This is a genomic window from Pseudomonas sp. GW821-FHT04C07 (assembly GCF_059420325.1).
This window is the reverse complement of the sequence record NZ_JBWKTM010000008.1, coordinates 55,616-80,140: the sequence shown is the minus strand read 5'-3', so window position 1 is coordinate 80,140 and position 24,525 is coordinate 55,616. Positions and strand designations below refer to the sequence as shown.

21 protein-coding genes are annotated in these 24,525 nt (G+C 60.1%); 6 read left to right on the top strand and 15 right to left on the bottom strand.

The features are described 5' to 3' along the window. Positions 1 to 32: 32 nt before the first annotated feature. Genes miaA through AC07UI_RS16125 form a run of 5 tightly spaced genes read right to left on the bottom strand, consistent with a single transcriptional unit; the run spans position 33 to position 5,657 of the window. Positions 33 to 1,004: a tRNA (adenosine(37)-N6)-dimethylallyltransferase MiaA gene (gene miaA / locus AC07UI_RS16145; protein ID WP_494993435.1), complete on the bottom strand. Its 972-nt coding sequence runs from the start codon at positions 1,002 to 1,004 to the stop codon at positions 33 to 35. Continuing rightward, the gene (gene mutL / locus AC07UI_RS16140; RefSeq protein ID WP_494993625.1) at positions 1,004 to 2,902 is read right to left on the bottom strand and encodes a DNA mismatch repair endonuclease MutL; all 1,899 of its coding nucleotides are present in this window, start codon (positions 2,900 to 2,902) and stop codon (positions 1,004 to 1,006) included. The genes miaA and mutL overlap by 1 nt, the downstream gene beginning before the upstream one ends. Before the next feature lie 8 nt (positions 2,903 to 2,910). Further along, complete coding sequence (locus AC07UI_RS16135) at positions 2,911 to 4,338, bottom strand: N-acetylmuramoyl-L-alanine amidase (protein WP_494993434.1); 1,428 nt, start codon at positions 4,336 to 4,338, stop codon at positions 2,911 to 2,913. Then, positions 4,339 to 4,809 carry a tRNA (adenosine(37)-N6)-threonylcarbamoyltransferase complex ATPase subunit type 1 TsaE gene (gene tsaE, locus AC07UI_RS16130; RefSeq protein WP_494993433.1) on the bottom strand — a complete coding sequence of 157 codons (471 nt, stop codon included), beginning with the start codon at positions 4,807 to 4,809 and terminating at the stop codon, positions 4,339 to 4,341. Further along, the gene (locus tag AC07UI_RS16125; protein WP_494993432.1) at positions 4,797 to 5,657 is read right to left on the bottom strand and encodes an NAD(P)H-hydrate dehydratase; all 861 of its coding nucleotides are present in this window, start codon (positions 5,655 to 5,657) and stop codon (positions 4,797 to 4,799) included. Before AC07UI_RS16125 ends, tsaE begins: the two co-directional genes overlap by 13 nt. A gap of 63 nt (positions 5,658 to 5,720) precedes the next feature. On the opposite strand from AC07UI_RS16125, the gene queG reads away from it, so the two are divergent. Further along, positions 5,721 to 6,800: a tRNA epoxyqueuosine(34) reductase QueG gene (queG, locus tag AC07UI_RS16120; RefSeq protein ID WP_494993431.1), complete on the top strand. Its 1,080-nt coding sequence runs from the start codon at positions 5,721 to 5,723 to the stop codon at positions 6,798 to 6,800. Here the strand turns inward: queG and AC07UI_RS16115 are convergent. Together AC07UI_RS16115 and orn are read right to left on the bottom strand one after the other, a co-directional pair. Beyond that, complete coding sequence (locus AC07UI_RS16115; RefSeq protein WP_494993430.1) at positions 6,782 to 7,393, bottom strand: trimeric intracellular cation channel family protein; 612 nt, start codon at positions 7,391 to 7,393, stop codon at positions 6,782 to 6,784. The two genes, queG and AC07UI_RS16115, sit on opposite strands and share 19 nt — an antisense overlap. A 217-nt stretch (positions 7,394 to 7,610) precedes the next feature. Beyond that, positions 7,611 to 8,153: an oligoribonuclease gene (orn, locus tag AC07UI_RS16110; protein ID WP_494993429.1), complete on the bottom strand. Its 543-nt coding sequence runs from the start codon at positions 8,151 to 8,153 to the stop codon at positions 7,611 to 7,613. 107 nt (positions 8,154 to 8,260) lie between these two features. On the opposite strand from orn, the gene rsgA reads away from it, so the two are divergent. Further along, positions 8,261 to 9,292 (top strand): small ribosomal subunit biogenesis GTPase RsgA, encoded by a 1,032-nt coding sequence (rsgA, locus tag AC07UI_RS16105; RefSeq protein ID WP_494993428.1) that lies wholly within the window; start codon positions 8,261 to 8,263, stop codon positions 9,290 to 9,292. Positions 9,293 to 9,348: 56 nt separating this feature from the next. Here the strand turns inward: rsgA and motB are convergent, their stop codons facing one another. Together motB and motA are read right to left on the bottom strand one after the other, a co-directional pair. After that, positions 9,349 to 10,395 carry a flagellar motor protein MotB gene (gene motB / locus AC07UI_RS16100; RefSeq protein WP_494993427.1) on the bottom strand — a complete coding sequence of 349 codons (1,047 nt, stop codon included), beginning with the start codon at positions 10,393 to 10,395 and terminating at the stop codon, positions 9,349 to 9,351. A 3-nt stretch (positions 10,396 to 10,398) separates the two neighbouring features. Next, positions 10,399 to 11,250, bottom strand: coding sequence for a flagellar motor stator protein MotA (gene motA / locus AC07UI_RS16095; RefSeq protein ID WP_494993426.1), 852 nt, complete (start codon positions 11,248 to 11,250; stop codon positions 10,399 to 10,401). A gap of 165 nt (positions 11,251 to 11,415) precedes the next feature. Here motA and AC07UI_RS16090 point away from each other — a divergent pair, with 165 nt between their 5' ends. Genes AC07UI_RS16090 through asd form a run of 3 tightly spaced genes read left to right on the top strand, consistent with a single transcriptional unit; the run spans position 11,416 to position 14,692 of the window. Beyond that, the gene (locus tag AC07UI_RS16090; RefSeq protein ID WP_494993425.1) at positions 11,416 to 12,954 is read left to right on the top strand and encodes an HDOD domain-containing protein; all 1,539 of its coding nucleotides are present in this window, start codon (positions 11,416 to 11,418) and stop codon (positions 12,952 to 12,954) included. 43 nt (positions 12,955 to 12,997) lie between these two features. Beyond that, entirely contained in the window at positions 12,998 to 13,813 is an 816-nt protein-coding gene (rhdA, locus tag AC07UI_RS16085; RefSeq protein ID WP_494993424.1) for a thiosulfate sulfurtransferase, read from the top strand. 18 nt (positions 13,814 to 13,831) lie between these two features. After that, positions 13,832 to 14,692: an archaetidylserine decarboxylase gene (gene asd, locus AC07UI_RS16080; protein WP_494993423.1), complete on the top strand. Its 861-nt coding sequence runs from the start codon at positions 13,832 to 13,834 to the stop codon at positions 14,690 to 14,692. A gap of 143 nt (positions 14,693 to 14,835) precedes the next feature. On the opposite strand, the gene serB is transcribed toward asd, so the two are convergent. Further along, positions 14,836 to 16,050, bottom strand: coding sequence for a phosphoserine phosphatase SerB (gene serB, locus AC07UI_RS16075; protein ID WP_494993422.1), 1,215 nt, complete (start codon positions 16,048 to 16,050; stop codon positions 14,836 to 14,838). A gap of 134 nt (positions 16,051 to 16,184) precedes the next feature. On the opposite strand from serB, the gene AC07UI_RS16070 reads away from it, so the two are divergent. Next, positions 16,185 to 17,726 (top strand): AhpA/YtjB family protein, encoded by a 1,542-nt coding sequence (locus AC07UI_RS16070; RefSeq protein WP_494993421.1) that lies wholly within the window; start codon positions 16,185 to 16,187, stop codon positions 17,724 to 17,726. A 192-nt stretch (positions 17,727 to 17,918) separates the two neighbouring features. Here the strand turns inward: AC07UI_RS16070 and AC07UI_RS16065 are convergent, their stop codons facing one another. The 5 genes from AC07UI_RS16065 to parE form a co-directional block, all read right to left on the bottom strand. Next, the gene (locus AC07UI_RS16065) at positions 17,919 to 18,629 is read right to left on the bottom strand and encodes a PqiC family protein (protein ID WP_494993420.1); all 711 of its coding nucleotides are present in this window, start codon (positions 18,627 to 18,629) and stop codon (positions 17,919 to 17,921) included. Positions 18,630 to 18,805: 176 nt separating this feature from the next. Next, on the bottom strand, positions 18,806 to 21,064 hold the full coding sequence (gene parC, locus AC07UI_RS16060; RefSeq protein ID WP_494993419.1) for a DNA topoisomerase IV subunit A: 2,259 nt from the start codon (positions 21,062 to 21,064) through the stop codon (positions 18,806 to 18,808). A 10-nt stretch (positions 21,065 to 21,074) separates the two neighbouring features. Further along, complete coding sequence (locus AC07UI_RS16055; protein WP_494993418.1) at positions 21,075 to 21,596, bottom strand: retropepsin-like aspartic protease family protein; 522 nt, start codon at positions 21,594 to 21,596, stop codon at positions 21,075 to 21,077. After that, positions 21,593 to 22,576 (bottom strand): esterase-like activity of phytase family protein, encoded by a 984-nt coding sequence (locus tag AC07UI_RS16050; RefSeq protein ID WP_494993417.1) that lies wholly within the window; start codon positions 22,574 to 22,576, stop codon positions 21,593 to 21,595. The genes AC07UI_RS16055 and AC07UI_RS16050 overlap by 4 nt, the downstream gene beginning before the upstream one ends. After that, positions 22,576 to 24,480 carry a DNA topoisomerase IV subunit B gene (gene parE / locus AC07UI_RS16045; protein WP_494993416.1) on the bottom strand — a complete coding sequence of 635 codons (1,905 nt, stop codon included), beginning with the start codon at positions 24,478 to 24,480 and terminating at the stop codon, positions 22,576 to 22,578. The genes AC07UI_RS16050 and parE overlap by 1 nt, the downstream gene beginning before the upstream one ends. Between the last annotated feature and the right edge of the window lie 45 nt (positions 24,481 to 24,525).

The following is a 24,525-nucleotide window of genomic DNA, read 5'->3' as shown; positions in this document are numbered from 1 at the left end:
TCCCCCAAAGGATAGACGGCAATTGCAAGGACTCAGCTCAATATGGAGACCGTTCCCAAGTATTTCAAGGCGCGCGGCAGATTGTCGCAATCCAGACTGTCCAGCCAATGCAGGTCAGCCCAGCTGCGTAGCCAGGTGAACTGGCGCTTCGCCAATTGGCGCGTGGCAATGATGCCGCGCTCCTGCATCTCGGCTGACGTCAGCTTGCCATCCAGGTGATCCCAGACTTGTCGATAGCCTACAGCACGTATAGACGGCAACCCGGCATGCAGGTCACTTCTTGAACGCAGAGCTACGACCTCGTCAATGAATCCCTGTTCCAACATTTGTGTAAATCTTTGTGCAATACGCTCGTGCAGTACCAGACGGTTCGCCGGAGCGATGGCCAAGTTTGCGACAGTATAGGGCAATTGTCCGCGTCCCGAAGCGGCTGCTTCAGTACTTTGCGCAGATTGTCGCTGCCGATGGGCCGTCATGCTCAGGCCGCTGACTCGATAAACCTCCAGCGCCCGACTCAGTCGTTGCGGATCATTGGGATGGATTCTCGCCGCAGATTCCGGGTCGATCACCGCCAGTTGGTCGTGCAGGGCTTGCCAGCCAAGGCGTGCAGCCTCCTCCTCGATTTCTGCGCGCACGTGCGGATCGGCCGCCGGCATATCCGCCAGACCTTCGAGCAAAGCCTTGTAATAGAGCATTGTCCCGCCCACCAACAGCGGAATGTTGCCGCGTGCGGTGATGTCCGCCATCGCGGCCAGGGCGTCGGTACGGAAATCAGCCGCTGAATAGCTCTGCGCCGGGTCGAGAATATCGATCAACCGATGGGGAAACTCGGCCAACAGCTCTTTCGAAGGCTTGGCGGTGCCGATGTCCATGCCGCGGTAGACCAGCGCCGAATCGACGCTGATCAACTCGCAGGGCAATACTTTGCTCAACTCGATGGCCAGATCGGTCTTGCCCGCAGCAGTCGGGCCCATCAGAAATATGGCTGGAGGGAGCTGGCTCATCAACGACCGCGCAAGAACAGTTTGTCCAAATCGTCCAGGCCCAATTGGGTCCAGGTCGGTCGGCCATGGTTACATTGACCGCTGCGTTCGGTGTTTTCCATGTCGCGCAGCAGACCGTTCATTTCCGGCAAGGCCAGGCGTCGATTGGCGCGAATCGCGCCGTGGCAGGCCATGGTCCCGAGCAATTCATTGAGATGCGCCTGAATCCGGTCACTGGTGCCGTATTCCATCAGGTCTGCCAGGACGTCATGAACCAGACGGTTGGCTTCGGCCTGCTTGAGCAGTGCCGGGATTTGCCGGATTGCCAGGGTTTCCGGGCCCAGACGCTGTAATTCGAAGCCCAGACGCTGGAACCAGTTGCCATTTTCTTCAGCGCAATCGGCTTCGCGCTGGCTGACCGCAATCGACTCAGGCACCAGCAATGGCTGGCCGCTCAGGCCTTCGCTGGCCATCGCGACTTTCAGCCGCTCGTACATGATCCGCTCATGGGCCGCGTGCATGTCCACCAGCACCAGGCCCTGGGCGTTTTCCGAGAGGATATAGATGCCTTTAAGCTGCGCCAGCGCATACCCCAAAGGCGGGATATCACCCTGGCCGTCCGGCAGCGACACTGCCGCGTTTTCCGGCAAGGGCGCAAAAAACTCGCGATAAGCGCTCTGGGCTTCGGCGGCCGGCAACGCCGATTGAGGCCGCGGCGTGTATTGGTATTGATAACCCGCCCCGGCGCCTGAGCCCGGCGCATTGAATGTCGGTTGAGGCCGGGGTTGTTCCAGCAACAGATTGGCCGCCAGACTCATTTCGCCCTGCGGTCCGAACTCGCCGGCCTCGATTCCGCTTGGCCGGACGATGCCGGCGGCAGCGGCTGGGGCGGCCAGATGATCCTCCGGACGCACGTCGCCCAAGGCGCGGTGCAAGGTGCCATACAGGAAATCATGCACCATGCGCCCGTCACGGAAACGCACTTCGTGCTTGGTCGGGTGCACGTTGACGTCCACTACCGCCGGGTCGACTTCAAAAAACAGCACAAAGGTCGGGTGCCGACCGTTGAACAGTACATCCCGGTAAGCCTGACGCACCGCATGGGCCACAAGCTTGTCGCGCACGGCGCGGCCATTGACGTAGAAATACTGCAAATCCGCCTGGCTTCGGGAGAACGTCGGCAACCCGACCCAACCCCACAGGCGCAGACCGTTGCGTTCGACCTCGATAGGCAGCGCCTGCTCGAGGAATCCTGCACCGCAAACCGCTGCCACACGCCGGGCGCGAGCCGCGTCGTCATGAGCTTCGTGCAGACTGAGGATGCTCTTGCCGTTATGGCGCAAATGGAACGCCACGTCGAAACGCGCCAGCGCCAGACGCTTGATCACTTCTTGCAGGTGATCGAACTCGGTTTTTTCGGCCTTGAGGAATTTACGCCGCGCCGGGGTGTTGAAAAACAGATCGCGCACTTCCACCGAAGTACCCACTGGATGGGCCGCCGGCTGGACGCGGGGCGCCATGTCACGGCCTTCGGTCTCGACTTGCCAGGCCTGGTCGGCATCGCGGGTACGGGAGGTCAGGGTCAGGCGCGCTACCGAACTGATGGACGCCAGTGCTTCACCGCGGAACCCCAGGCTCATCACGCGCTCGAGATCCTCCAGGTCGCGAATCTTGCTGGTGGCATGTCGCGCCAGGGCTAATGGCAGGTCATCCGAAGAGATGCCACTGCCATCGTCACGCACGCGCAACAGTTTGACCCCCGCTTGCTCGACGTCGACATCGATACGTTTGGCACCGGAGTCCAGGCTGTTTTCCAGCAATTCCTTGATCACTGACGCCGGGCGCTCGACGACCTCGCCGGCGGCGATCTGGTTCGCCAACCGCGGGCTGAGCAGCTCAATACGCGCGCGATTGCTCAGCATCTCACTCATTCCTTGGCCGCCAGTTCAGTACCCGGAATGGTCAGGGTCTGACCGACTTTCAGTTCATCGCTCTGCAGATTGTTGACGCTGCGCAGGGTGGCGGCCGAAACCTGATAGCGCACGGCAATCATCGCTAGCGTTTCACCCGGACTCACCCGGTGATCACGTGGCCCTTGGGCAATTTTTCCAGAATCACGCAGCCAGGCGATGTAAGTGCCAGGTGGCGGATTCTGCTGGAAGAACTGGCGAACACCGCTGCTGATAGAGCGGGCCAGCGCTTGCTGATGGTTGGACGCTGCCAGTTTCGACGCTTCGTTGGCGTTTGAAATAAATCCGGTTTCTACCAGGATCGACGGGATATCCGGAGATTTGAGCACCATGAACCCGGCCTGCTCGACGCGCTGCTTGTGCAACGGCGTGACCCGGCCAATGTTGCTCAGGACCTTCTGGCCGACGTTCAGGCTTGAGGTCAGCGAGGCGGTCATTGACAGGTCGAGCAACACACCGGCCAACATCCGGTCCTTGTCATCGAGACTGACATTACCGGCACCGCCGATCAGGTCGGAGCGGTTTTCACTGTCGGCCAGCCAACGAGCGGTCTCGGAGGTGGCGCCGCGCTCGGACAAGGCAAACACCGAAGCACCGAAGGCGGCGGCTGACGGCGCCGCATCGGCATGGATCGAAACGAACAGATCTGCGCCCTTCTTGCGGGCAATCTCGGTACGTCCGCGCAACGGAATGAAATAGTCACCGGTACGGGTCAGCTCGGCACGGAAGCCTTTCATGCCGCTGACCTGACGCTGCAACTCCCTGGCGATCGCCAGCACCACGTCTTTTTCCTTCTGACCACGGGAGCCGGAAGCACCCGGGTCCTCACCACCGTGACCGGCATCGATCACCACAATGATGTCGCGCTTGCCGGCCGGCGCAGGTGGAAGCTTGATGGACGGCTCGACCGGGGTCACTGGCACCGCAGGCACGGTGGCAACATTGGTCGGCGGCGGGGTCGGTGCAGCATCAGCAGCGTTGTCGAACAGATCGACCACCAGCCGGTTGCCGTACTGCGCATTGGGCGCCAGGATGAAACTTTTCGGCGTGACGGCTTTTTTCAGGTCGATGACCACCCGCAGGTCGGTCGGCGTACGCTGGGCCGAGCGCATGGAGGTTATCGGGGTGTTGGCGGTGGAGACATTCAGCGGGCCGCCAAGCGTCGCGCCATTGATGTCGATCACCAGGCGATCTGGCGCCGTCAGGGTAAAAACGCTGTGCTGGACCGGACCGGACAGGTCAAACACCAGTCGGGTGTTATCCGGTGCGCGCCACAGGCGTACGCTACGGACCTGTGTGGCAGCCACAGCGTCGACGGCCAGTGCCGTAAGCAATAGTCCTACGACAGCAACCAACGCGCGAAAGCGCATACCTAACCCCATCATTTATTTGAATTCCAATGCCAAAGCGGCACACCACAACTCGCCACGCGAGCCTTGGGGCAACAAACTCAGCGAACGTCCGCTGTTATGCGGGCTAATGGTAATGGTCAGGTCGGGCTTTGGCAAAAAGCCTGCACCACGCTGGGGCCATTCGATCAGACACAGTGCATCGCCTTCGAAGTAATCACGGATACCGAGAAATTCCAGCTCCTCCGGATCGACCAGTCGATAAAGGTCGAAATGGAAAGCCCGAACCTCGCCGATCTCATAGGGTTCAACCAGGGTAAAGGTCGGACTCTTGACCGCCCCCATATGCCCCAGGCCACGGATGATGCCCCGCGACAAGGTGGTTTTCCCCGCCCCCAGATCACCGTCCAGGAAGATCACCCCAAGTCCTTGGGTGACTTGAGCGATACACGCCCCCAACTTGATCATGGCTTCTTCATCGGCCAGATACAGCGTTACTTCAGACACGGTGATTGCTCCTCCAGCAACTGACGAATGGCTGGAATCAAATCACTGGCCGCCAGCCCCCGGCCCAATTTGCCTTGACGCTCGCCAGCGCTGGCGTGCAGCCAGACCGCCAGACAGGCTGCATCGTAAGCCTCCATGCCCTGAGCCAGCAGCGCGCCGACCAATCCGGCCAGCACATCCCCCAGACCAGCCGTCGCCATTGCCGGATGGCCACGATCACACAGCGCCAGGCGACCGTCCGGGCTGGCAATCAGACTGCCGGCACCTTTGAGAATGACCACCGCCGAGTATTTCTTGCTCAATTGGCGCGCAACAGTAAGACGATCTGCCTGAACGGCCGCTGTCGAAAGCCCCAACAGACGCGCCGCTTCGCCCGGATGCGGCGTTATCACGCAGCCCCTTGGCAATTCCAGCCCACCCTTGGCCAGCAGGTTCAGTGCATCGGCATCCCAGACTTGCGGCAATGGCGCATTGGCCGCCGCCGACAACAGACTCCGCCCCCAGGCAGCCTGCCCCAAACCCGGACCAACCACCAATACCGATGCCCGCTCAAGCAGCCCCATCAGTTGGTTGGCAGAATGTGTACCCACCGTCATGACTTCCGGTAGCCGCGCCAGGGCTGCCGGCACGTGCTCGCTGCGGGTCGCCACTGAAACCAGGCCCGCGCCACTGCGCAGGGCACTTTCAGCACTTAATAAGATGGCACCGCCAAGACCCCGGTCGCCGCCGATCAACAATACATGGCCGAACTGACCTTTATGGGCGCTCGGCGAGCGCGCAGAAAGCTGCGGCAAGTTGCCAGGCCCGAGGTGCTGAACGTCGGGTAAATCGTGTTTTGTCTGCGGCATGCGTCTTCGGGCTCCGATGTCTGGCAGAATTATACGCACCTCAGCCCCGGTTTCTCTCGTCTCATGCCTGCTATTACTGTCGACCTTCCCGCCCTCGCCCAATCAATCAAGGATTGGGGTCGCGAGTTGGGCTTTCAACAAGTTGGCATCAGCGGCCTGGACCTGGCCGAGCATGAGCAGCACCTGCAGCGCTGGCTCGACGCCGGGTATCACGGCGAAATGGACTACATGGGCGCCCATGGCAGCAAACGCTCCCATCCCGAGGAGTTGGTGCCGGGTACGCTGCGGGTGGTTTCGTTGCGCATGGACTACCTGCCGGGTGATACCCATATGGCTCAGCGCCTGGCTCAGCCGGAAAAAGCCTATGTCTCGCGGTATGCCTTGGGTCGCGATTACCACAAGCTGATCCGCAAACGCGTGCAGCAGTTGGCAGAGCGCATCCAGAAGGTCATCGGCCCGTTCGGCTATCGCGCCTTCGTCGACAGCGCTCCGGTGCTGGAAAAAGCCATCGCCGAACAGGCGGGGCTCGGCTGGATCGGTAAAAACACCCTGGTGCTCAACCGCAAGGCCGGCAGCTATTTCTTTCTCAGCGAGCTGTTTGTCGACTTGCCGCTACCGGTAGACCCACCCCACGCCACTGAGCACTGTGGTCGCTGCACTGCTTGCCTGGACATATGCCCGACCAATGCCTTCGTCGGTCCATATGTACTGGACGCTCGACGCTGCATCTCCTACCTGACCATCGAACTGAAATCCGCTATCCCCGAGGATTTGCGGCCATTGATCGGCAATCGGGTGTTTGGCTGTGATGACTGCCAGATCGTCTGCCCGTGGAACCGCTTCGCCCGCCCTTCGGGAGAAGGCGACTTCAAGCCCCGGCACAATCTGGACAATGCCCAGTTGGCCGAGTTGTTTATGTGGGATGAAGACAAGTTCCTCAGCAGCACTGAAGGCTCACCGTTGCGGCGAGCCGGTTATGAGCGCTGGCTGCGCAATCTGGCAGTGGGGCTTGGAAATGCACCTTCAAGCATTCCGGTGCTGGAAGCGTTGAAGGCGCGGCGCGATTACCCCTCAGAACTGGTGCGCGAGCATGTGGAGTGGGCGCTCAAGCAGCACGCCAACCGTCAGTGCTCGTCGTTGTAGACGAACTTCGGCATTTCCCAGTGAAAGCGGATCGCCAACAAGCGCAACAAGAATCCGCCGAACAAGGTAATCAGAATCGCCTGCTCAGCCGGCAATTGCAGGTAGACGCAGAACAGATAGCACCATGCAGCAGCGAACGAGACGCTGGCATAGAGTTCGCGGCGGAAGATCAATGGAATGTCGTTGCAGAAGATGTCCCGCAAAATGCCGCCGAACACCCCGGTGATCACCCCGCTGACCGAGGCCACCAGCATACCGTGGCCCATTTCCAGGGCGATCATGCAGCCGATCAGGGTGAAAGCCACCAAACCTGCGGCGTCGAGCACCAGGAACAGTGAGCGCAGGTGGCGCATCCACTGCGCGATAAAGATCGTCACCAGCGCCGCGATCGAGGTCAGTACCAGGTATTCAGGGTGTTTGACCCAGGTCAGAGGGTAATGACCCAGCAGTACGTCGCGCACCGAACCGCCACCGAGCGCCGTCACGCAGGCGATCAGCACCACACCGAACCAATCCATGCCGCGACGACCGGCAGACAAGGCTCCCGTCATGGCTTCGGTGGTAATGGCAATCAGGTAAAGCATCAGCAACATGGTGGCGATCCGAGCAGGAGGGCGCGCAGTCTAACCAGTTGGCGTGAGCACCAAAAGAGGGCGCAAGCGTATTCATTCGGATAGCCCGCGTCGCCTTCATCGCGGGCAAGCCTCGCTCCTACAAGATTGGCGTCGAACCGCAATGGCGTGCCCGACACCTGGCTTGTAGGAGCGAGGCTTGCCCGCGAAGAGGTCAGACCCGATACCGCCAAACCGATCAGAACTTGATGAAGTTCTTGCGGTAATGCTGCAACTCGGCGATCGACTCGCGGATGTCGTCCAGCGCAAGGTGGGTGCTGCCCTTCTTGAAGCTGTCGCGTACATCAGGAGCCCAGCGTGCGGCCAGTTCTTTCAAGGTCGACACATCAAGATTGCGGTAATGGAAGTAGCTTTCCAGGGTTTTCATATGGGTATAAAGGAAGCGGCGATCCTGACAGATGCTGTTGCCACAGATCGGCGACTTGCCCTTGGGTACCCACTTCTCCAGAAAGGCGATGGTCTGTGCTTCGGCTTCGGCCATGCTGATGCTGCTTTCGCGAACCCGTTGAGTCAGGCCGGAGCCGCCGTGTTGACGGGTATTCCACTCATCCATGCCGGCGAGGATTTCGTCGCTATGGTGGATGGCGATGACCGGGCCCTCAGCCAAGGTATTGAGATTACTGTCAGTGACGATGGTTGCCATCTCGATGATGACGTCGGTGTCAGGGTTCAGACCAGTCATTTCCAGATCGATCCAAATCAGATTCTGCGGGTTTTGCATATGTCGGCTCCTCGGCGTAGTTGCGCAGTTTAGCCTAGCCCGTAGGCAGGGCGTGCTAAACTCGCGGCCGTTTTACCTAACCGACGCCTTATCGACACGGAACACCCATGGCCAAACGCCAGCTCAATCGTCGCCAAAACTGGCGCATCGAAAAGATTCAAGGCGAGCGCGCCGCCCGCGCCGCCAAACGCGAATCCTCTGCCGTGGAAGCACTCGAGGGCGGCGATCTTGGCCCCGAGCAAACCGGGCTGGTGATCGCGCACTTCGGTGTGCAGGTCGAGGTCGAAGCCCGCGACGGCGAACTGGCCGGCCAGGTATTCCGCTGCCACTTGCGCGCCAATCTGCCTGCGCTGGTCACCGGCGATCAGGTGGTCTGGCGTGCCGGCAACCAGGGTATCGGGGTGATCGTTGCGCAGTTGCCGCGCAACACCGAACTCTGTCGCCCGGACAGTCGCGGCCAGCTCAAGCCCGTCGCGGCCAACGTCGACATGATCGTGATCGTCTTCGCCCCGTTGCCCGAACCCCACGCCAACCTGATCGACCGTTATCTGGTGGCTGCCGAGCATGCCGGCATTCGCCCGCTGTTGCTGCTGAACAAGGCTGATCTGATCGATGAGCAAAATGCTCCGGCGCTGAATGCCTTGCTGGCGGTCTATCGACAGCTGGGTTATCCGCTGCTGGAAGTGTCTGCCCACCACGGCGACGGCATGGAGCAGTTGCAAGTTCAACTGGACGGCCGTATCAGCGTGTTCGTCGGCCAGTCCGGCGTCGGCAAATCCTCGCTGGTGAACAGCCTGCTACCGGAAGTCGAAGCCCGGGTCGGCCCGTTGTCCGAACTCTCCGGCCAAGGCACCCACACCACCACCACTGCGCGGTTGTTCCACTTCCCGGGCGGCGGCGAACTGATCGACTCCCCGGGGATTCGTGAATTCGGTCTGGGCCATGTCAGCCGCGCCGACGTCGAAGCGGGCTTCATCGAGTTCAACGATCTGATCGGCACCTGCCGCTTCCGTGACTGCAAGCATGACCGCGAGCCTGGTTGCGCGCTGCTCAAGGCACTGGAAGATGGCCGCGTGCAACAACAGCGAATGAACAGCTACCGCTCGATCATCGCCAGCCTGCCGGAAACCAGCTATTAAATAAGTAGCAATCGGCAGAGACAAAAAAGCCGCGATCATCGCGGCTTTTTTGTGGGTCACTGCTTCGCTGGCTCAGGGGCTTTACCCGCCTCACCTGCTTTCGGTGGACTGTCCTCAAACAGGTTCAGTCTCTCCCGAAGCTCATGGGCCGGCAGCGGCTGCTTGTCCGCCGGCAGAGCGTTCGGGTCGGCGGCCGCGCCTGGCACTTCACCTGGTGCGCCCTGCCCTGGTGTCGGCGCTGGCGCAGGCTCGGCACCTTGCTCGCCCTCGATGGCGCGCTGGGCTTTCTTGGTCAGCACGACGATATCGATCCGCCGGTTGACCGGATTGAACGGATGTTCACGGTCAAACAATGCCGACGAGGCGAAGCCCACCACCCTGGCCACTTGCGTATCCGGATAACCACCGGCAACCAGCGCCCGGCGCGCAGCGTTGGCACGGTTGGCCGACAGTTCCCAGTTACCAAAGTCGCCGGTGCCGGTGTAGGGTTTGGCATCGGTGTGACCGCTGACGCTGATCTTGTTCGGCACCGCTTTGATGGTGTCCGCCATGGCCAACAGGATGTCTTCGAAATACGGCTTCAGACGCGCACTGCCGGAGTCGAACATCGGCCGGTTCTCGGCGTCCATGATCTGGATGCGCAAACCGTCCGGGGTGATTTCGAAGAGAATCTGATCCTTGAATTTCTGCAGCTGCGGGCTCTCTTCAACCTTTTTCTGCAATTCTTGCAGCAGCAGCTCGAGACGTTCCTGCTCGACCTTTTCGGCCATATTTTCGACTTGATCGGTGTCGATGATGACCTTGTCCGGCTGCGGCTGCGACTTGACCTCTGGGTTGATGGTCTTTTCCGGCGCCAGCTGCGGCGAACCACCCAGGTCAATAATGAACGGCGTACCGCTCTCGGAAAAACCGATCGGGTCCTTGAAGTAACCGGCGATGGCGATCTTCTGTTCCGGGGTCGCCGTGGACAACAGCCACAACACCAGGAAGAACGCCATCATCGCCGTCGCGAAGTCAGCGAAGGCGATTTTCCAGGCGCCTCCGTGATGTCCGCCGGCGTAGCGCTTGACGCGCTTGATGATAATCGGTTGATTATTTTCCATGACTTAGCGACCGCGAACCGCTTGTTCCAGCTCTGCGAAGCTAGGACGGTGCGCCGGGTACAGAACCTTGCGCCCGAACTCCACTGCCAGCGACGGCGGCATGCCGGAGGCCGAAGCCACCAGTGAAGCCTTGATGGCCTCGTAGACGTTCAGTTCTTCCTTGGCGTCGTGGGCCAGCGAATGAGCCAGCGGGCCGAAGAAGCCGTAGGCCGCGAGAATACCGAAGAAGGTACCGACCAGCGCCGCACCGACGTGCATGCCGATAGCTTTCTGGTCACCTTCGCCGAGAGAGGCCATGGTCACCACGATACCCAATACCGCCGCGACGATACCGAAACCGGGCATGGCATCGGCGATACCGTTGACCGCGTGAGAAGGATGCTCCAGATCTTCTTTCAGACTGAACAATTCCATGTCGAACAAGCCTTCAAGCTCATGGGGGGCCATGTTGCCGGAGGACATGATGCGCAAGTAATCACAGATGTACGCGGTCATGCGTTGATCTTTGAGCACGGCCGGGTACTTGGCGAAGATCGGGCTGGCGGCTGCATCTTCGATGTCGCTTTCAATCGCCATCATGCCTTCGCGACGGCTCTTGTTGAGGATCTCGTAGATCAGGCCCAGCACCTCCAGATAGAAGGTGTGAGTGAAACGCGAACTGAACATCCTCAGGGCTTTCTTGAGGACGTGCAGCGTCATGTAACCGGGGTTGGCCTGGAGGAACGCACCGAAGGCTGCACCACCAATGATCACGACCTCGAAAGGCTGAATCAGGGCGGCAATTTTGCCGTGGGAGAGCACGTATCCGCCGAGCACGCTCGCGAATACGACAATGATGCCGATGATTTTAGCCATAGTAGGAGAGTACTTATTGAGTCGGGTTCAAGGTCATATTCGGAAGTTAATAAAACTCTTCTTCTACTTATCGGCAAAACTGCGCCAGACTATAGCCCGATAAGGCGAAAAGCCAGTTTGCCCCCTTCTGGGCGTGTTAATTGTGAATGATGATCGCGCCCAGCCATGATTAATGAAACGACAGTCCCAACTGCAAAACCCAAGACCCTCGAAGGCTGGATAAAGCTCCTCGACGCCGTGTCTTTGCCGGTGCCGCAAACCAGTCATGACCGGGTGTGCAAAGCCATCGCCGATAACCGCAGTTCGATGCGCGATATCGCCGAGCTCATGCAAGAAAGTCCCGCACTGGCCCTCAGCGTAATTCGCGAAGCCAACCGCCACACCCACGGAAACATGACCGAACCGGCCGAAAACCTTGAGATCGCGATCAATCGTCTCGGTTTGAAGCGCACCGAACAATTGCTCGCGCGCCTGCCAGCCTTGCCCCAGGAAGCAATCCCGATCGCCTTGCGGCAATTGCAACTGATCAGCCAGCACGCCACACAACAGGCCAACGGCCTGTTCGCCAGCCGCCTGGCGCGTCTGTGGCAAGACATCCATTGGGGCAGCTTGCTGTTCCTTTCGCCGCTCTGGCCATTGACGCTGACGCATCCGCAATTGCTGGAAGAGTGGGAGCTGAGGGTGATTCACAAGGGCGAGTCAGCGCGCAAGGTCGAACAGCAATTGTTCGGTGTGCGCCTGCTGGAATTGTGCCTGGCGCTTGTCGAAGTCTGGCGCTTGCCGGTCTGGGTTGCGCAGGGCTATCGCTTGTTGATCAACGAGCAGCGGGAATTGGTCAAGGTTCTGCACATCGCCCGTGACAGCGATCACCCTTTGCGTCAGCAACAGCGACTGGACGCCGACCCTGCCTTGCGCCGCTGGCTGAATCAGCCGGCCAACACCGTGCTGCTGGCCAACGGCCTGGCGCTGTCGGCTCAGCATGCCTGGGACAGTCCGCACAATATGCGCTGGCAGTACTTGACCGGCCTTTATCTGCAAGTACCGATGGACGAACTTCAGCAGCAACTGCACCAGCAAGCCGCACAGAGTGCACGCAACCATACAATGCCCGACCTCTGGCACCCGGCCCAAGCGTTGCTCTGGCCCTGGAACACACGCCGCATTCATCGCGCCCTGCTCCCGGCAGCACCGCCGTCGGCCGAAGACCTGGTGATGTGGCGCAAGCACTGCACGCAATTGCTGGTAGAGCCGAGCCGATTCAACAACGCGATGCACCTGATCACCTTGGCCCGCGATGCGCTGGTGGCCTGCGGGATGCGCCGGGTGATGCTGTTGATGGCGGACCGTAGCCTGAGTAGCCTGCGGGTCCATCAGATTGCCGGCCTGCCCGAAGAGTCGGCCGCTCTGAACCTGCAGGTCAGCCAAAGCTCCGTGCTGCAACGCCTGCTGGCAAAACCGGCACAAATTCGCCTGACACCGGCCAGCAACGCACAATTTTCGGCACTGCTGCCCAACAGCCTGCGCAGCCAGTTCGGCGGTGAGCATCTATTGTTGCGCTCTCTGAGCAGTAACGGCCGGGTGGTGATGCTGTTGGTGGCCGACCAGGGCGGCGGCCCGTTCTCGGAAATCACTGTGCAGGCCTTCGGAAAAACCGCACAGTGCATCGAAAAGGCCCTGCACAGCTTTACCAACCGCGGTACCTGACGCTTGCGCTACAATCCTCCCTTTTTTGCTCTGGAGACCTCACATGCCTGATTTCTCTGGCTTGCCGTTGGTGATCGAACCCGGCGACCTGCTCGCCCGCCTCGACGCCCGCGAACTGATCCTGGTCGACCTGACCAGCAGTGCCCGCTACGCAGAGGGACATATTCCCGGCGCACGCTTCGTCGATCCTAAACGTACTCAGCTTGGACAAGCGCCTGCGCCGGGCCTGTTGCCGACACAGGCCACTCTTGAAGCGTTGTTCGGTGAACTGGGACACAACCCCGATGCGGTCTACGTGGTCTATGACGACGAAGGCGGCGGTTGGGCCGGGCGCTTTATCTGGCTGCTGGATGTCATCGGCCACAGCCACTACCACTATGTCGACGGCGGCCTGCTGGCCTGGCTGACAGAAGGTTTGCCAATGTCGATCCAGGTCCCGGCTGCGGTGGGTGGCCCAGTCGCCCTGACCCTGCACGACGAACCCACCGCCACCCGCGAATACTTGCAAAGCCGTTTGGGCGCTGCCGACCTGGCGATCTGGGATGCGCGCGGCCCACTGGAATACTCCGGCGAAAAAGTCCTCGCGGCCAAAGGCGGGCATATCCCCGGCGCGGTCAATTTTGAATGGACGGCCGGCATGGATCAGGCGCGCAACCTGCGCATTCGCAAGGACATGCCGCAGATCCTCGAAAAACTCGGCATCACCAAAGACAAAGAAGTGATCACCCACTGCCAGACTCACCATCGCTCTGGCTTCACCTATCTGGTGGCCAAGGCGCTCGGTTATCCGCGAGTCAAAGGCTACGCCGGCTCTTGGGGCGAATGGGGCAACCACCCCGACACGCCTGTAGAGATTTAAGGTTTTTAAGGACAGTTAATGAAAAAGCGTTTGTTTATCCTCAGCCAGTACTTGCTGCCCCATCACCTGCTTTCGCGCCTGGCCGGCTGCATTGCCGAATGCCGCGTGCGCTGGTTCAAGAATGCCTTCACCGCCTGGTTCGCCAAGCGTTATCAGGTAGACATGTCCCAAGCGCTGGTCGAAGACCTGACCGCTTACGAACACTTCAACGCCTTCTTCACCCGCGCCCTGAAAGAGGGTGCACGACCACTGGACCAGACGCCGGGCGCGATCCTCAGCCCGGCGGACGGTGCGGTCAGCCAGCTTGGCCCGATCGAACACGGTCGCGTATTCCAGGCCAAAGGCCACAGCTTCAGCGTGCTGGAGCTGCTCGGCGGCGATGCCGCTGCAGCCGCGCCGTTCATGGGTGGCGATTTCGCCACTATTTACCTGTCACCCAAGGACTACCATCGCGTGCACATGCCACTGGCCGGCACCCTGCGCGAGATGGTTTACATCCCGGGCCGGATTTTCTCGGTCAACCAGACCACCGCCGAAAATGTCCCGGAACTGTTCGCCCGCAACGAGCGCGTGGCGTGCATATTCGATACCGAGCGCGGGCCGATGGCCGTGGTATTGGTGGGGGCGATGATTGTCGCTTCGGTTGAAACGGTCTGGGCCGGGCTGGTGACGCCGCCCAAGCGCGAGCTGAAAACCGTACGTTACGACGAAGCCGCACGTGCGCCGATCCATCTGGAGAAAGGCGCTGAACTGGGACGCTTCAAACTCGGTTCTACCGCCGTCGTATTGTTCGGGCCGGATCAGGTGAAATGGGCTGAAGGACTGGTTGCCGGTTCGGCGGTACAGATGGGGCAAGGCATGGCTTTGCCTGAGGTGTAAGCGCTTCCCCCCTGGTTTTTCGCCCCACGAGCGTTCGTGGAGGCGAAAAAGGCGATGGCCAGCACCTTTGTCGCCGCTTCGCGGGCAAGCCTCGCTCCTACCTTGTAGAAGCGAGGCTTGCCCGCGAAGGTACTCTGTCAGTCTCAGAGCTGCCCGTCGCGATCTCTGAAACCAAGCAAATACAGCACCCCATCCAACCCCAATGTCGAGATCGCCTGCTTGGCCGATTGCTTGACCAGTGGCTTGGCACGGAACGCTACACCAAGACCGGCAATCGCCAGCATCGGCAAGTCGTTGGCACCGTCGCCAACAGCGATGGTCTGCTCCAGGCGCAAGCCTTCCTTGTGGGCCAGTTCGCGCAGCAAGTCAGCCTTGCGCTGAGCGTCCACGATCGGCTCGACCGCAACACCCGTCACCTTGCCATCGACCACTTCCAGTTCGTTGGCGAACACGTAATCAATGCCCAATTTGGCTTGTAACTGCTTGGCGAAGTAAGTGAAGCCGCCGGAGAGGATTGCCGTCCTGTAGCCCAGACGTTTGAGCTCGGCGAACAGCGTTTCAGCCCCTTCGGTCAACCGCAGCGAAGCGCCGATCGAATCCAGCACGTTGACATCCAGCCCCTTGAGCAAGGCCAGGCGCTCCTTGAAACTGGCACGGAAGTCCAGCTCGCCGGCCATCGCCCGCTCGGTGATCTCGGCTACCCGGTCACCGACACCGGCGGCCTTGGCCAACTCGTCGATGACTTCCGCTTCGATCAGGGTCGAGTCCATATCGAACACCGCCAAACGACGGTTGCGACGGAACAGTGAATCTTCCTGGAAGGCGATGTCGACGTTCAGCTCTTGCGCCACGCTGAGGAACTCGGCGCGCAATGCTTGCGGGTCAGCGGCTTCGCCGCGAACGGAGAACTCGATGCAGCCCTTGCCTTTGTCCGCCGGGGTGTCCAGCGGCATCCTCCCGGACAGACGATCGATGTGATCGATGTTCAAACCGTATTTGGCAGTGATCGAACTGACTCGCTGCAGCTGTTCGGCGGTCACCTTGCGGGTCAATAACGTCACGATGTGACGCTTCTTGCCCTGGCCACCCACCCATTGCTGATAATCTTCTTCGGACACCGGAGTGAACCGCACTTGCTGATCCAGCTTGTAAGCGGTGAATAGAATGTCTTTGAGTACCGAAGAACCTTGCTCGGTACTCGGTATTTCAACCAGGATGCCGAACGACAGAGTGTCGTGGATCACCGCCTGACCAATGTCGAGAATGTTCACACCACCCTGCGCCAAAACGCCAGTAATGGCCGCAGTCAGACCCGGACGGTCGACACCAGTGATGTTTATCAGGACGATTTCGCGCAAGGCGCACCCCCGCAGGTGGAAAAAAACCGCATTCTACCCACATTCAGTGACCATCGGGCACAGCCAGCGCTTTGCCGGTCTAGGGCCTGTCGCTATACTGCGCCTCAACTTCACGGACAAAAGAGCCGAGCTCAGTGAACCGGCCTACGCCAGTTAAAACCGATAACTTCTTTCTGCTGATCTTCCGGGCACTGCGCCACCGCCGTGTACCGATCGCATTGCGCATTGCCAGCCATAACGTGATCCTCGTCGCCTTGGCCCTGGTGATCTATGCCTGCGTGATGGGTCTGCAGTTCAAACAGGCGATGCACGAGCAGGCGGATGCCCTCGGCCAGAGCCTGACCACCCAGACTGCCACTTCAGCGACCGAACTGCTGGTGTCCAACGACATCCTCAGCCTCAACGTGCTGCTGAACAACCTGACCAAGAACCCGTTGGTGGCCCACGCTGCAATCTATAGCGTGGACAACCGGATTCTTGCCGAGGCTGGCCAGCGACCGAAAAACGGTCTGCTGGGTGAGGCTGAAGGCCTGTATCAGACCAAGATCACCTTCCAGGACGTGACCGCTGGCCACCTGCGAATCAGCCTCGATATGCAGCAGTTCCAGCAGCCGATGACCATCAGCCTGCAAAGCATGGGCATCCTCAGCGCGATTCTGCTGGCACTCTCCCTGGCCTTGAGTTTGCGCCTGGGTCGGCATATTTCCACACCTCTGATGCAATTGCGTGTCTGGTTACGGGATATTGACGAACATACCCCGGCGACACAGCGTCAGGATGAAATCGGTGACCTGGCTCGTCAGCTCCACGCCAATTTCGCGCCTGAGAAAGTCGAACCTGAACCGTTGCCTGAAGTGGACTACGACGACAGCGATTACGACGAAGCCGAAGAGGCCGAGCCGGTGTTCGAGGTGCGCAATCTGCGCGACCCGAGCTTCGACGAAACCGCACCAGTCGCCGCGCCCAAGCCAGCGCCACGGCATATTGTCAGCACCGAAGAAGACGACCTGGACGAGGAAGACCCGTTCGCCGACCTGCGTGACCACTCTGTAGCGACTGCGCCTAAACAGGTGCCAAAACCGGTTACCCCTTCACAGCCACGGCACAGCGCAGTCCTTGCTGTGCAACTTGGCGCACAGGATCAACTGCGTCGCCTGCCCCGCGCGCGTCTGACGGAGCTGCTTGAGCGCTATCGCGACTGCCTTGACCAGGCGGCTTCGCTGTACCAGAGCGAACTGCACACCCTGAACGACGGCAGCACACTGATGCTGTTCCACAGCGAAGACAGCGGCGACGATTACCTGACCAACGCTATCTGCTGTGGCGAGCTGCTCAGGGCACTGGGCCATGCACTGCAAATCGAAGTCGCGGACAGCGGCATCACCTTGCAACTGCAGCTTGGACTGACTCTGGGTGACGGACTCTTCGCCCTGAGCCAGATTGATCTGCTGCTGACCGAAACAGCCCAGGACGCCCTCGCCCTGTCCCAACACAGCCGCAACCTGCTGCTGGTGGAACGCAAGATCAGCGATGACGTGCTGATCCGCCAGCGCGCACGTATTCGGCCCATCGCCAGCCCCGAAGGCGCTTGCTGCGTAGAGCGTCTGATGGAGCCTTATCCATCGATGCTCGAACGGCAACTGGCGCGGATGCATGAGACTCGAGCCAAGAGCTGAGTCAGGTAGAGCACCAGGCAAAAGCCCGCAGACGAGTAATCGCTGCGGGCTTTTTTATTGATCAGGAGAGCGGCGGCACAGGGCTCTCGCGTAGCAGTTGCCGAAGGCTACGCATGAATATCTGTGCGTCCTGGGGTGTGCAGAAACAACAAAGCCCGCATCTATGCGGGCTTTTGTTTTGTAGCAAACACCTTAGAACCGAAACATTTCCATATCCGTACGGACCGGCGAGGCCATCGGGATCTTCGGCTGTCTCTCTTGTTCGGCCGGCTTCACCTGCACAGGTGCAGATTTGCGCGGCGCATCAGCTACAGGCGGCTGATTGGCCAGCGGCTTGAGCGCCGCCGACAGTTGCTCGGCCAGGCGCTGCAGCAATACACCCTGGGCCTGAACCTGAGAGGCTGTGCTGCCAGCATGCTGTTCCTGCAAGTGAATGATGCGGTTGTCGCGAACCTGGCCACGACGGTCGATCAAACGCCATTGAGCATCGAGAATCGCTGGCTGCGAAGCACCCGAATCCAGACGGGTGATCGATAACAGCACCTGAACATCCGGCGTGAAACCGAGGGTTGCCGGGGCCAGCACTACGCGCTGACTGTCCAGATACCCGGCCACTTGCCTGAGCAGAAGCTGATTGATGTCGGAGGACAGGCTACCCGCCCAACGACCGTCGGTCGCCGCTTGCAGGCTGCCATCAGGCTGGCGTTGCAACAGGCTTTCGCGTTGCAGGTAATCGGCTACCAGCACTGGGCCAAGCAATACCGCCATACCAGCGCTTTGTGCTGGTTGAGTTGGAGTTCCGCTGTCCAACTGATACAGCGACACCGGCTGGTGTACGCTGCAACCCGCCAGGCCAAGTAAGCCTGCGAGCAAAAAAATAAAAGGAAGGCGCAGAGCAATCATCATCCCATCCAAGTGGCAGCCATAAGGCGAACCACAGTGTAAATACTCAAAAAACCTGAAGAACGCTCAGCCACGCCAGCGCTTGAAAGGGCATATCATCCGTGAATATGCGCCGCGACTCCAGCGTTGTAACGTCGATCTACGGGTTAAATCGCAGATCGAGCGCTCTAGACAGCCTAATTGAGAGTTTCTACCAACAGCGCATCCACCCTCTGGAAGCCACGCGGCAATTTGTTACCACGGCGTCCACGCTCACCTTTGTAGTGTTCCAGGTCGTCGGCTTTCAGCGACAAGGTGCGTTTTCCTGCCTGCAGTACCAGCGTCGCGCCATCCGGTAGAACCGCGATATCGGTAACATATTCCTCACGGCTGGCCACACGCTCACCGGAAATCCCGATGATCTTGTTGCCCTTGCCTTTGCCCAGTTGTGGCAGATCGCTGATTTTGAAGATTAGCAAACGACCTTCAGTCGTTACCGAGGCCAGCCAGTTCTGTTCACGATCACTGACCGGGCGCGGCAGCATCACTTTGGCATTGTTCGGCAGGCTCAGCAACGCCTTGCCTGCTTTGTTCTTGGCCTGCAGGTCTTCACCCTTGACCACAAAACCGTAGCCGGCATCGGAAGCGATGACGTACAGCGCATCATCTTCGGGCAGCAGCACACATTCGAAACTCGCTCCAGGCGGTGGCGTCAGACGACCGGTCAGCGGCTCGCCCTGGCCCCGCGCCGATGGCAGGGTGTGGGCCGCCACTGAATAACTGCGTCCGGTGGAGTCAATAAACACCGCGAACTGGTTGGAACGTCCGGCGGCCGAGGTTTTGAAACCATCCCCGGCTTTATAGGAAAGCCCGGTGGCGTCGATATCATGACCCTTGGCGCAACGCACCCAGCCTTTTTCCGACAGGACGATGGTGACCGGCTCGGTCGGCATCAGTTCGTTTTCCGACAACGCCTTGGCTTCGGCGCGGGAAACGATCGGCGAGCGGCGGTTATCGCCATAGGTTTCGGCGTCGTTGATCAGCTCAGTGCGCACCAGCTTTTTCAGCTTGGTTTCGCTGCCGAGCAAAGCCAGCAGCTTTGCTTGCTCCTTGAGCAGTTCATCCTGCTCGGAACGCAGCTTCATTTCTTCCAGCCGCGCCAACTGACGCAAGCGGGTGTCGAGAATGTAGTCGGCCTGGATTTCACTCAGGGCAAAACGCTCGATCAGCCTGGCTTTTGGATGCTCCTCGGTACGGATGATGTGAATCACTTCATCCAGGTTGAGGTAAGCGACCAACAAACCGTCCAACAGGTGCAAACGACGCTCAACCTTGTCCAGACGAAACTGCAAGCGACGGCGTACGGTGTTGACGCGAAATTCCAGCCATTCGACCAGCAAGGTCCGCAGGTTCTTCAGCTGCGGCTTGCCGTCCAGACCAATGATATTGACGTTGACCCGGTAGCTGGACTCCAGCTCGGTGGTGGCGAACAGATGTTGCATCAGCTCGTCGAGATCAATCCGGTTGGAGCGCGGGATAATCACGATGCGGCACGGGTTCTCGTGGTCCGACTCATCACGCAGGTCAGCGACCATCGGCAGCTTTTTAGCCTGCATCTGTGCCGCAATCTGCTCCAGCACCTTGGCGCCCGAGACTTGATGCGGTAGCGCGGTGACGATGATGTCGCCGTCCTCGATGCGATATACAGCGCGCATACGCACCGAACCACGGCCGGTTTCATAGATTTTCAGCAGGTCGGCGCGCGGCGTGATGATTTCCGCTTCAGTCGGATAGTCCGGGCCCTGGATGTGCTCACAAAGCTGCTCGACCGTGGCCTTTGGCTCATCCAGCAAACGTACGCAGGCCGCCGCGACCTCCCGCAGATTATGCGGCGGCACGTCGGTGGCCATGCCCACGGCGATGCCGGTGGTGCCGTTGAGCAGAATGTTCGGCAAGCGGGCCGGCAACACCAGAGGTTCGTCCAGCGTACCGTCGAAGTTCGGCCCCCAGTCCGCGGTGCCTTGGCCCAATTCGCTGAGCAACACTTCGGAGTAACGCGACAGCCGCGCCTCGGTGTAACGCATGGCAGCGAAGGACTTGGGATCATCCGGCGCCCCCCAGTTACCCTGGCCGTCCACCAGCGTGTAACGATAGCTGAACGGTTGTGCCATCAGCACCATGGCTTCGTAGCAGGCCGAGTCGCCATGGGGGTGAAATTTACCGAGCACGTCACCCACGGTCCGTGCGGACTTCTTGTGCTTGGAGTCAGCGTCCAGCCCCAGCTCACTCATGGCGTAGACGATACGCCGCTGTACCGGCTTCAGGCCGTCGCCGATATGCGGCAAGGCACGGTCCATGATCACGTACATGGAGTAGTTGAGGTAGGCATTTTCGGTGAAGTCAGCCAGCGATCGGCGTTCTACGCCATCTAAGCTGTCTGCAAGGATGTCACTCATGCGGGCCTCATCAATTCGTTGTCTGGCGCAGCAGCAAGGTGCCGCCACGCTGGGTAAATTCAAGTTTTTTCAGCGCGCTCATGCCCAGCAGCACTTGCTCGCCGCTCAGGCCTGGCGCCACCAGGGCACGGACATCGCGCAAGACGATATCGCCCAATTGCAGACTATCAAGACGGGTTCGATACCCCTCGCTGCGACCATTGGCGGTGCTCAAGGTCACCGGTGCACCTTTTTCCAGACCAAGGCGCTCGGCCAGTCCGGACGGAATCGACACATCGGTCGCCCCGGTATCGAGCATGAAATCCACCGGCTGGCCGTTGATCTGGCCGCTGGCAACAAAATGCCCTTGGCCGTTGCCGACCAGTTTCACTTCGATATAACCCTCGCCTTGTTGCGAGGTGACGACAGCATTGGGGTTTTCCTGACGCTGTTCCCACTGCCCGAAAAACCGCGTCGCCAAAAACAGTCCAGCTCCCCAGGCCAGCACCAACAGCACGCGTCCGACTCGTTTGCCGGGCGGTTGCTGACTCATGGTTTGGCGCTCCAGCCATCGGCCGGCGCGGCAAAGCGCCAGACAATCGGTCGTTTCTCGCCATCGGCACGGGTAAAGCTGCCGTTGTCGACGCCGATCCAGGCGCCGTCATCGTCGATGGTCAAGGCTTCTGCCATGCCGTATCTGGTTTTGTAACGCCGACTGTCGATCAATGCGTCATTGGCGAACGACCAGCAGCGCTCGATCTCGCCGGTAGCCGGCGTACGTCGACAAATACGATAAGCCATGCGCTCAAGGGTAAACAGCTTGTCCTTGTAGAACACCAGGTCGGAAAAGTCTTTTTGTTGCCCGCCAGTCGCTTTGACCTGAGGTGGCGGTTGTTCAAGCCCGCCTTCGCTCATCACTACACAATTGCTGTCGCAATCCCAGACCGTCTGCTGCTTATGCACCACCAGCAGACCACGGCGCTCACGCTCGGCCGCCAGCCATAACAGGTTGCCGGCCGGATTGATGGCAATGCCTTCGAACACTGCATTGAAATGCAGCAGCATGCCGCTGGCACGCGCCTGGCGAACCATCAGCGGCGAGACTTTCAACCACGCGGGTGCACCCACCGGCGGTACCTGCAGAACGGCTGCATGGGCCTCGCTGACCACATAGCGATTACCGGCACTGTCGCAGGTGATACCTTCGAAATCCAGATTGCCGCCACGTAACGGAGCGACCGCCCAGGTACGCATGCGCAGCCCCCAGGGCAGCCCGCTGTCCGGCACTGGCGGCACGTCGATGCGCACCGTTTCGGCCTGCCAGACGGTTTCGCGGGTATCGAGCCGATAGATCTGATTATCGTCGCGATCAGAAACCGTCCATAGTTCTGTACCGCACTGCGCCAGCCCGGAGAGGTTGCCGCCGTGCATGCCTTCGACCGGATGCTCGGCGAGCATCTTCAGTTCAGGCAGGGGCGCAGCCCCAACCGAGGCCACCGACAACAGAAACGCCAGGGCGAAGCCGCTCCGCATCAAGCCAGAACCTCGGCCAGGTTGCCTTTGGACTCCAGCCAGGACTTGCGATCGCCGGCGCGTTTTTTCGCCAGCAGCATGTCCATCATTTCCGAGGTGGCGGCGAAATCATCCAGGGTCAGCTGGACCAGACGCCGGGTGTTCGGGTCCATCGTGGTTTCGCGTAGCTGCGGCGGGTTCATTTCACCCAGACCTTTGAATCGGGTGACCTGCGGTTTGCCGCGCTTCTTCTCGGCCACCAGGCGATCGAGAATGCCATCGCGCTCGGCTTCATCCAGCGCGTAGTAAATCTCTTTGCCGAGGTCAATCCGATACAGCGGCGGCATCGCGACGTAGACGTGACCGGCATCCACCAACGGGCGGAAATGCTGGACGAACAGTGCACAGAGCAAGGTCGCAATGTGCAGACCGTCGGAGTCGGCGTCGGCGAGGATGCAGATTTTGCCGTAGCGCAGCTGGCTGATGTCCGCCGCCCCCGGATCGACACCAATGGCCACGGCAATGTTGTGCACTTCCTGGCTGGCGAGCACTTCGCTGCCGTCAACTTCCCAGGTGTTCAAGATCTTCCCGCGCAACGGCAGGATCGCCTGGAACTCTTTATCTCGCGCCTGTTTGGCCGAACCACCGGCGGAATCACCTTCCACCAAAAACAGTTCGGAACGCATCGGGTCCTGCCCGGCACAGTCCGCCAGCTTGCCCGGCAGCGCCGGCCCTTGAGTGATGCGTTTGCGCTCGACCTTCTTGCTGGCCTTGAGGCGACGGCCGGCGTTGTTGATCGCCAGCTCGGCCAGTTGCATACCCAGCTCGGGGTGCTCATTGAGCCACAGGCTGAACGCGTCCTTGACCACGCCAGAGACGAACGCCGCCGCCTCGCGAGAGGACAGGCGCTCTTTGGTCTGACCGGAGAATTGCGGTTCCTGCATCTTCATCGACAGGACGAAAGCGATCCGCTCCCAGACGTCTTCCGGCGCCAGTTTCACGCCACGCGGCAGCAGGCTGCGGAATTCGCAGAACTCGCGCATCGCGTCCAGCAACCCCTGACGCAGACCGTTGACGTGAGTACCGCCCTGAGCGGTCGGAATCAGGTTGACGTAGCTTTCCTGCACGCTGTCGCCGCCTTCCGGCAACCACAGCAGGGCCCAGTCCACCGCTTCTTTATTACCAGCGAGACTGCCACAGAACGGCTCGTCCGGCAGACGCTCGAACTCGGTGACCGCGTCCACGAGGTAGGAACGCAGCCCGTCTTCGTAATGCCACTCGACTTTCTCGCCAGTGGCCTTGTCTTCAAAACTGACCAGCAGGCCCGGGCACAAAACGGCCTTGGCCTTGAGTACGTGCTTGAGGCGGCTGACGGAGAATTTGGGTGAATCGAAGTACTTCGGATCCGGGGCAAAGTACACACTGGTGCCGGTGTTGCGCTTGCCAACGGTGCCGATCACTTCCAGATCGGTGGCTTTGTAGCCATCGGCGAAGGTCATCTGGTACTCGTTGCCATCACGCTTGACGCGCACCCGGACTTGAGTCGACAGGGCGTTGACCACAGAAATACCCACGCCGTGCAAACCGCCGGAGAACTGGTAGTTCTTGTTGGAAAACTTGCCACCCGCATGGAGCTTGGTGAGGATCAGCTCGACACCCGACACACCTTCTTCCGGGTGAATGTCCACCGGCATGCCCCGGCCGTCATCGCTGACTTCCAGGGAGTGATCGGCGTGCAGGATCACCTGCACCGATTTCGCATGCCCGGCCAGCGCTTCGTCGACGCTGTTGTCGATGACTTCCTGCGCAAGGTGGTTCGGCCGACTGGTGTCGGTGTACATGCCCGGGCGTTTACGCACCGGGTCGAGGCCCGAGAGGACTTCGATGGCGTCTGCGTTATAAGAGCTAGCGCTGGGAGTGGCCATGGGGTCTCGTCGTTAGTCGTTCAATGAAAATAGGAGCCAGGGATT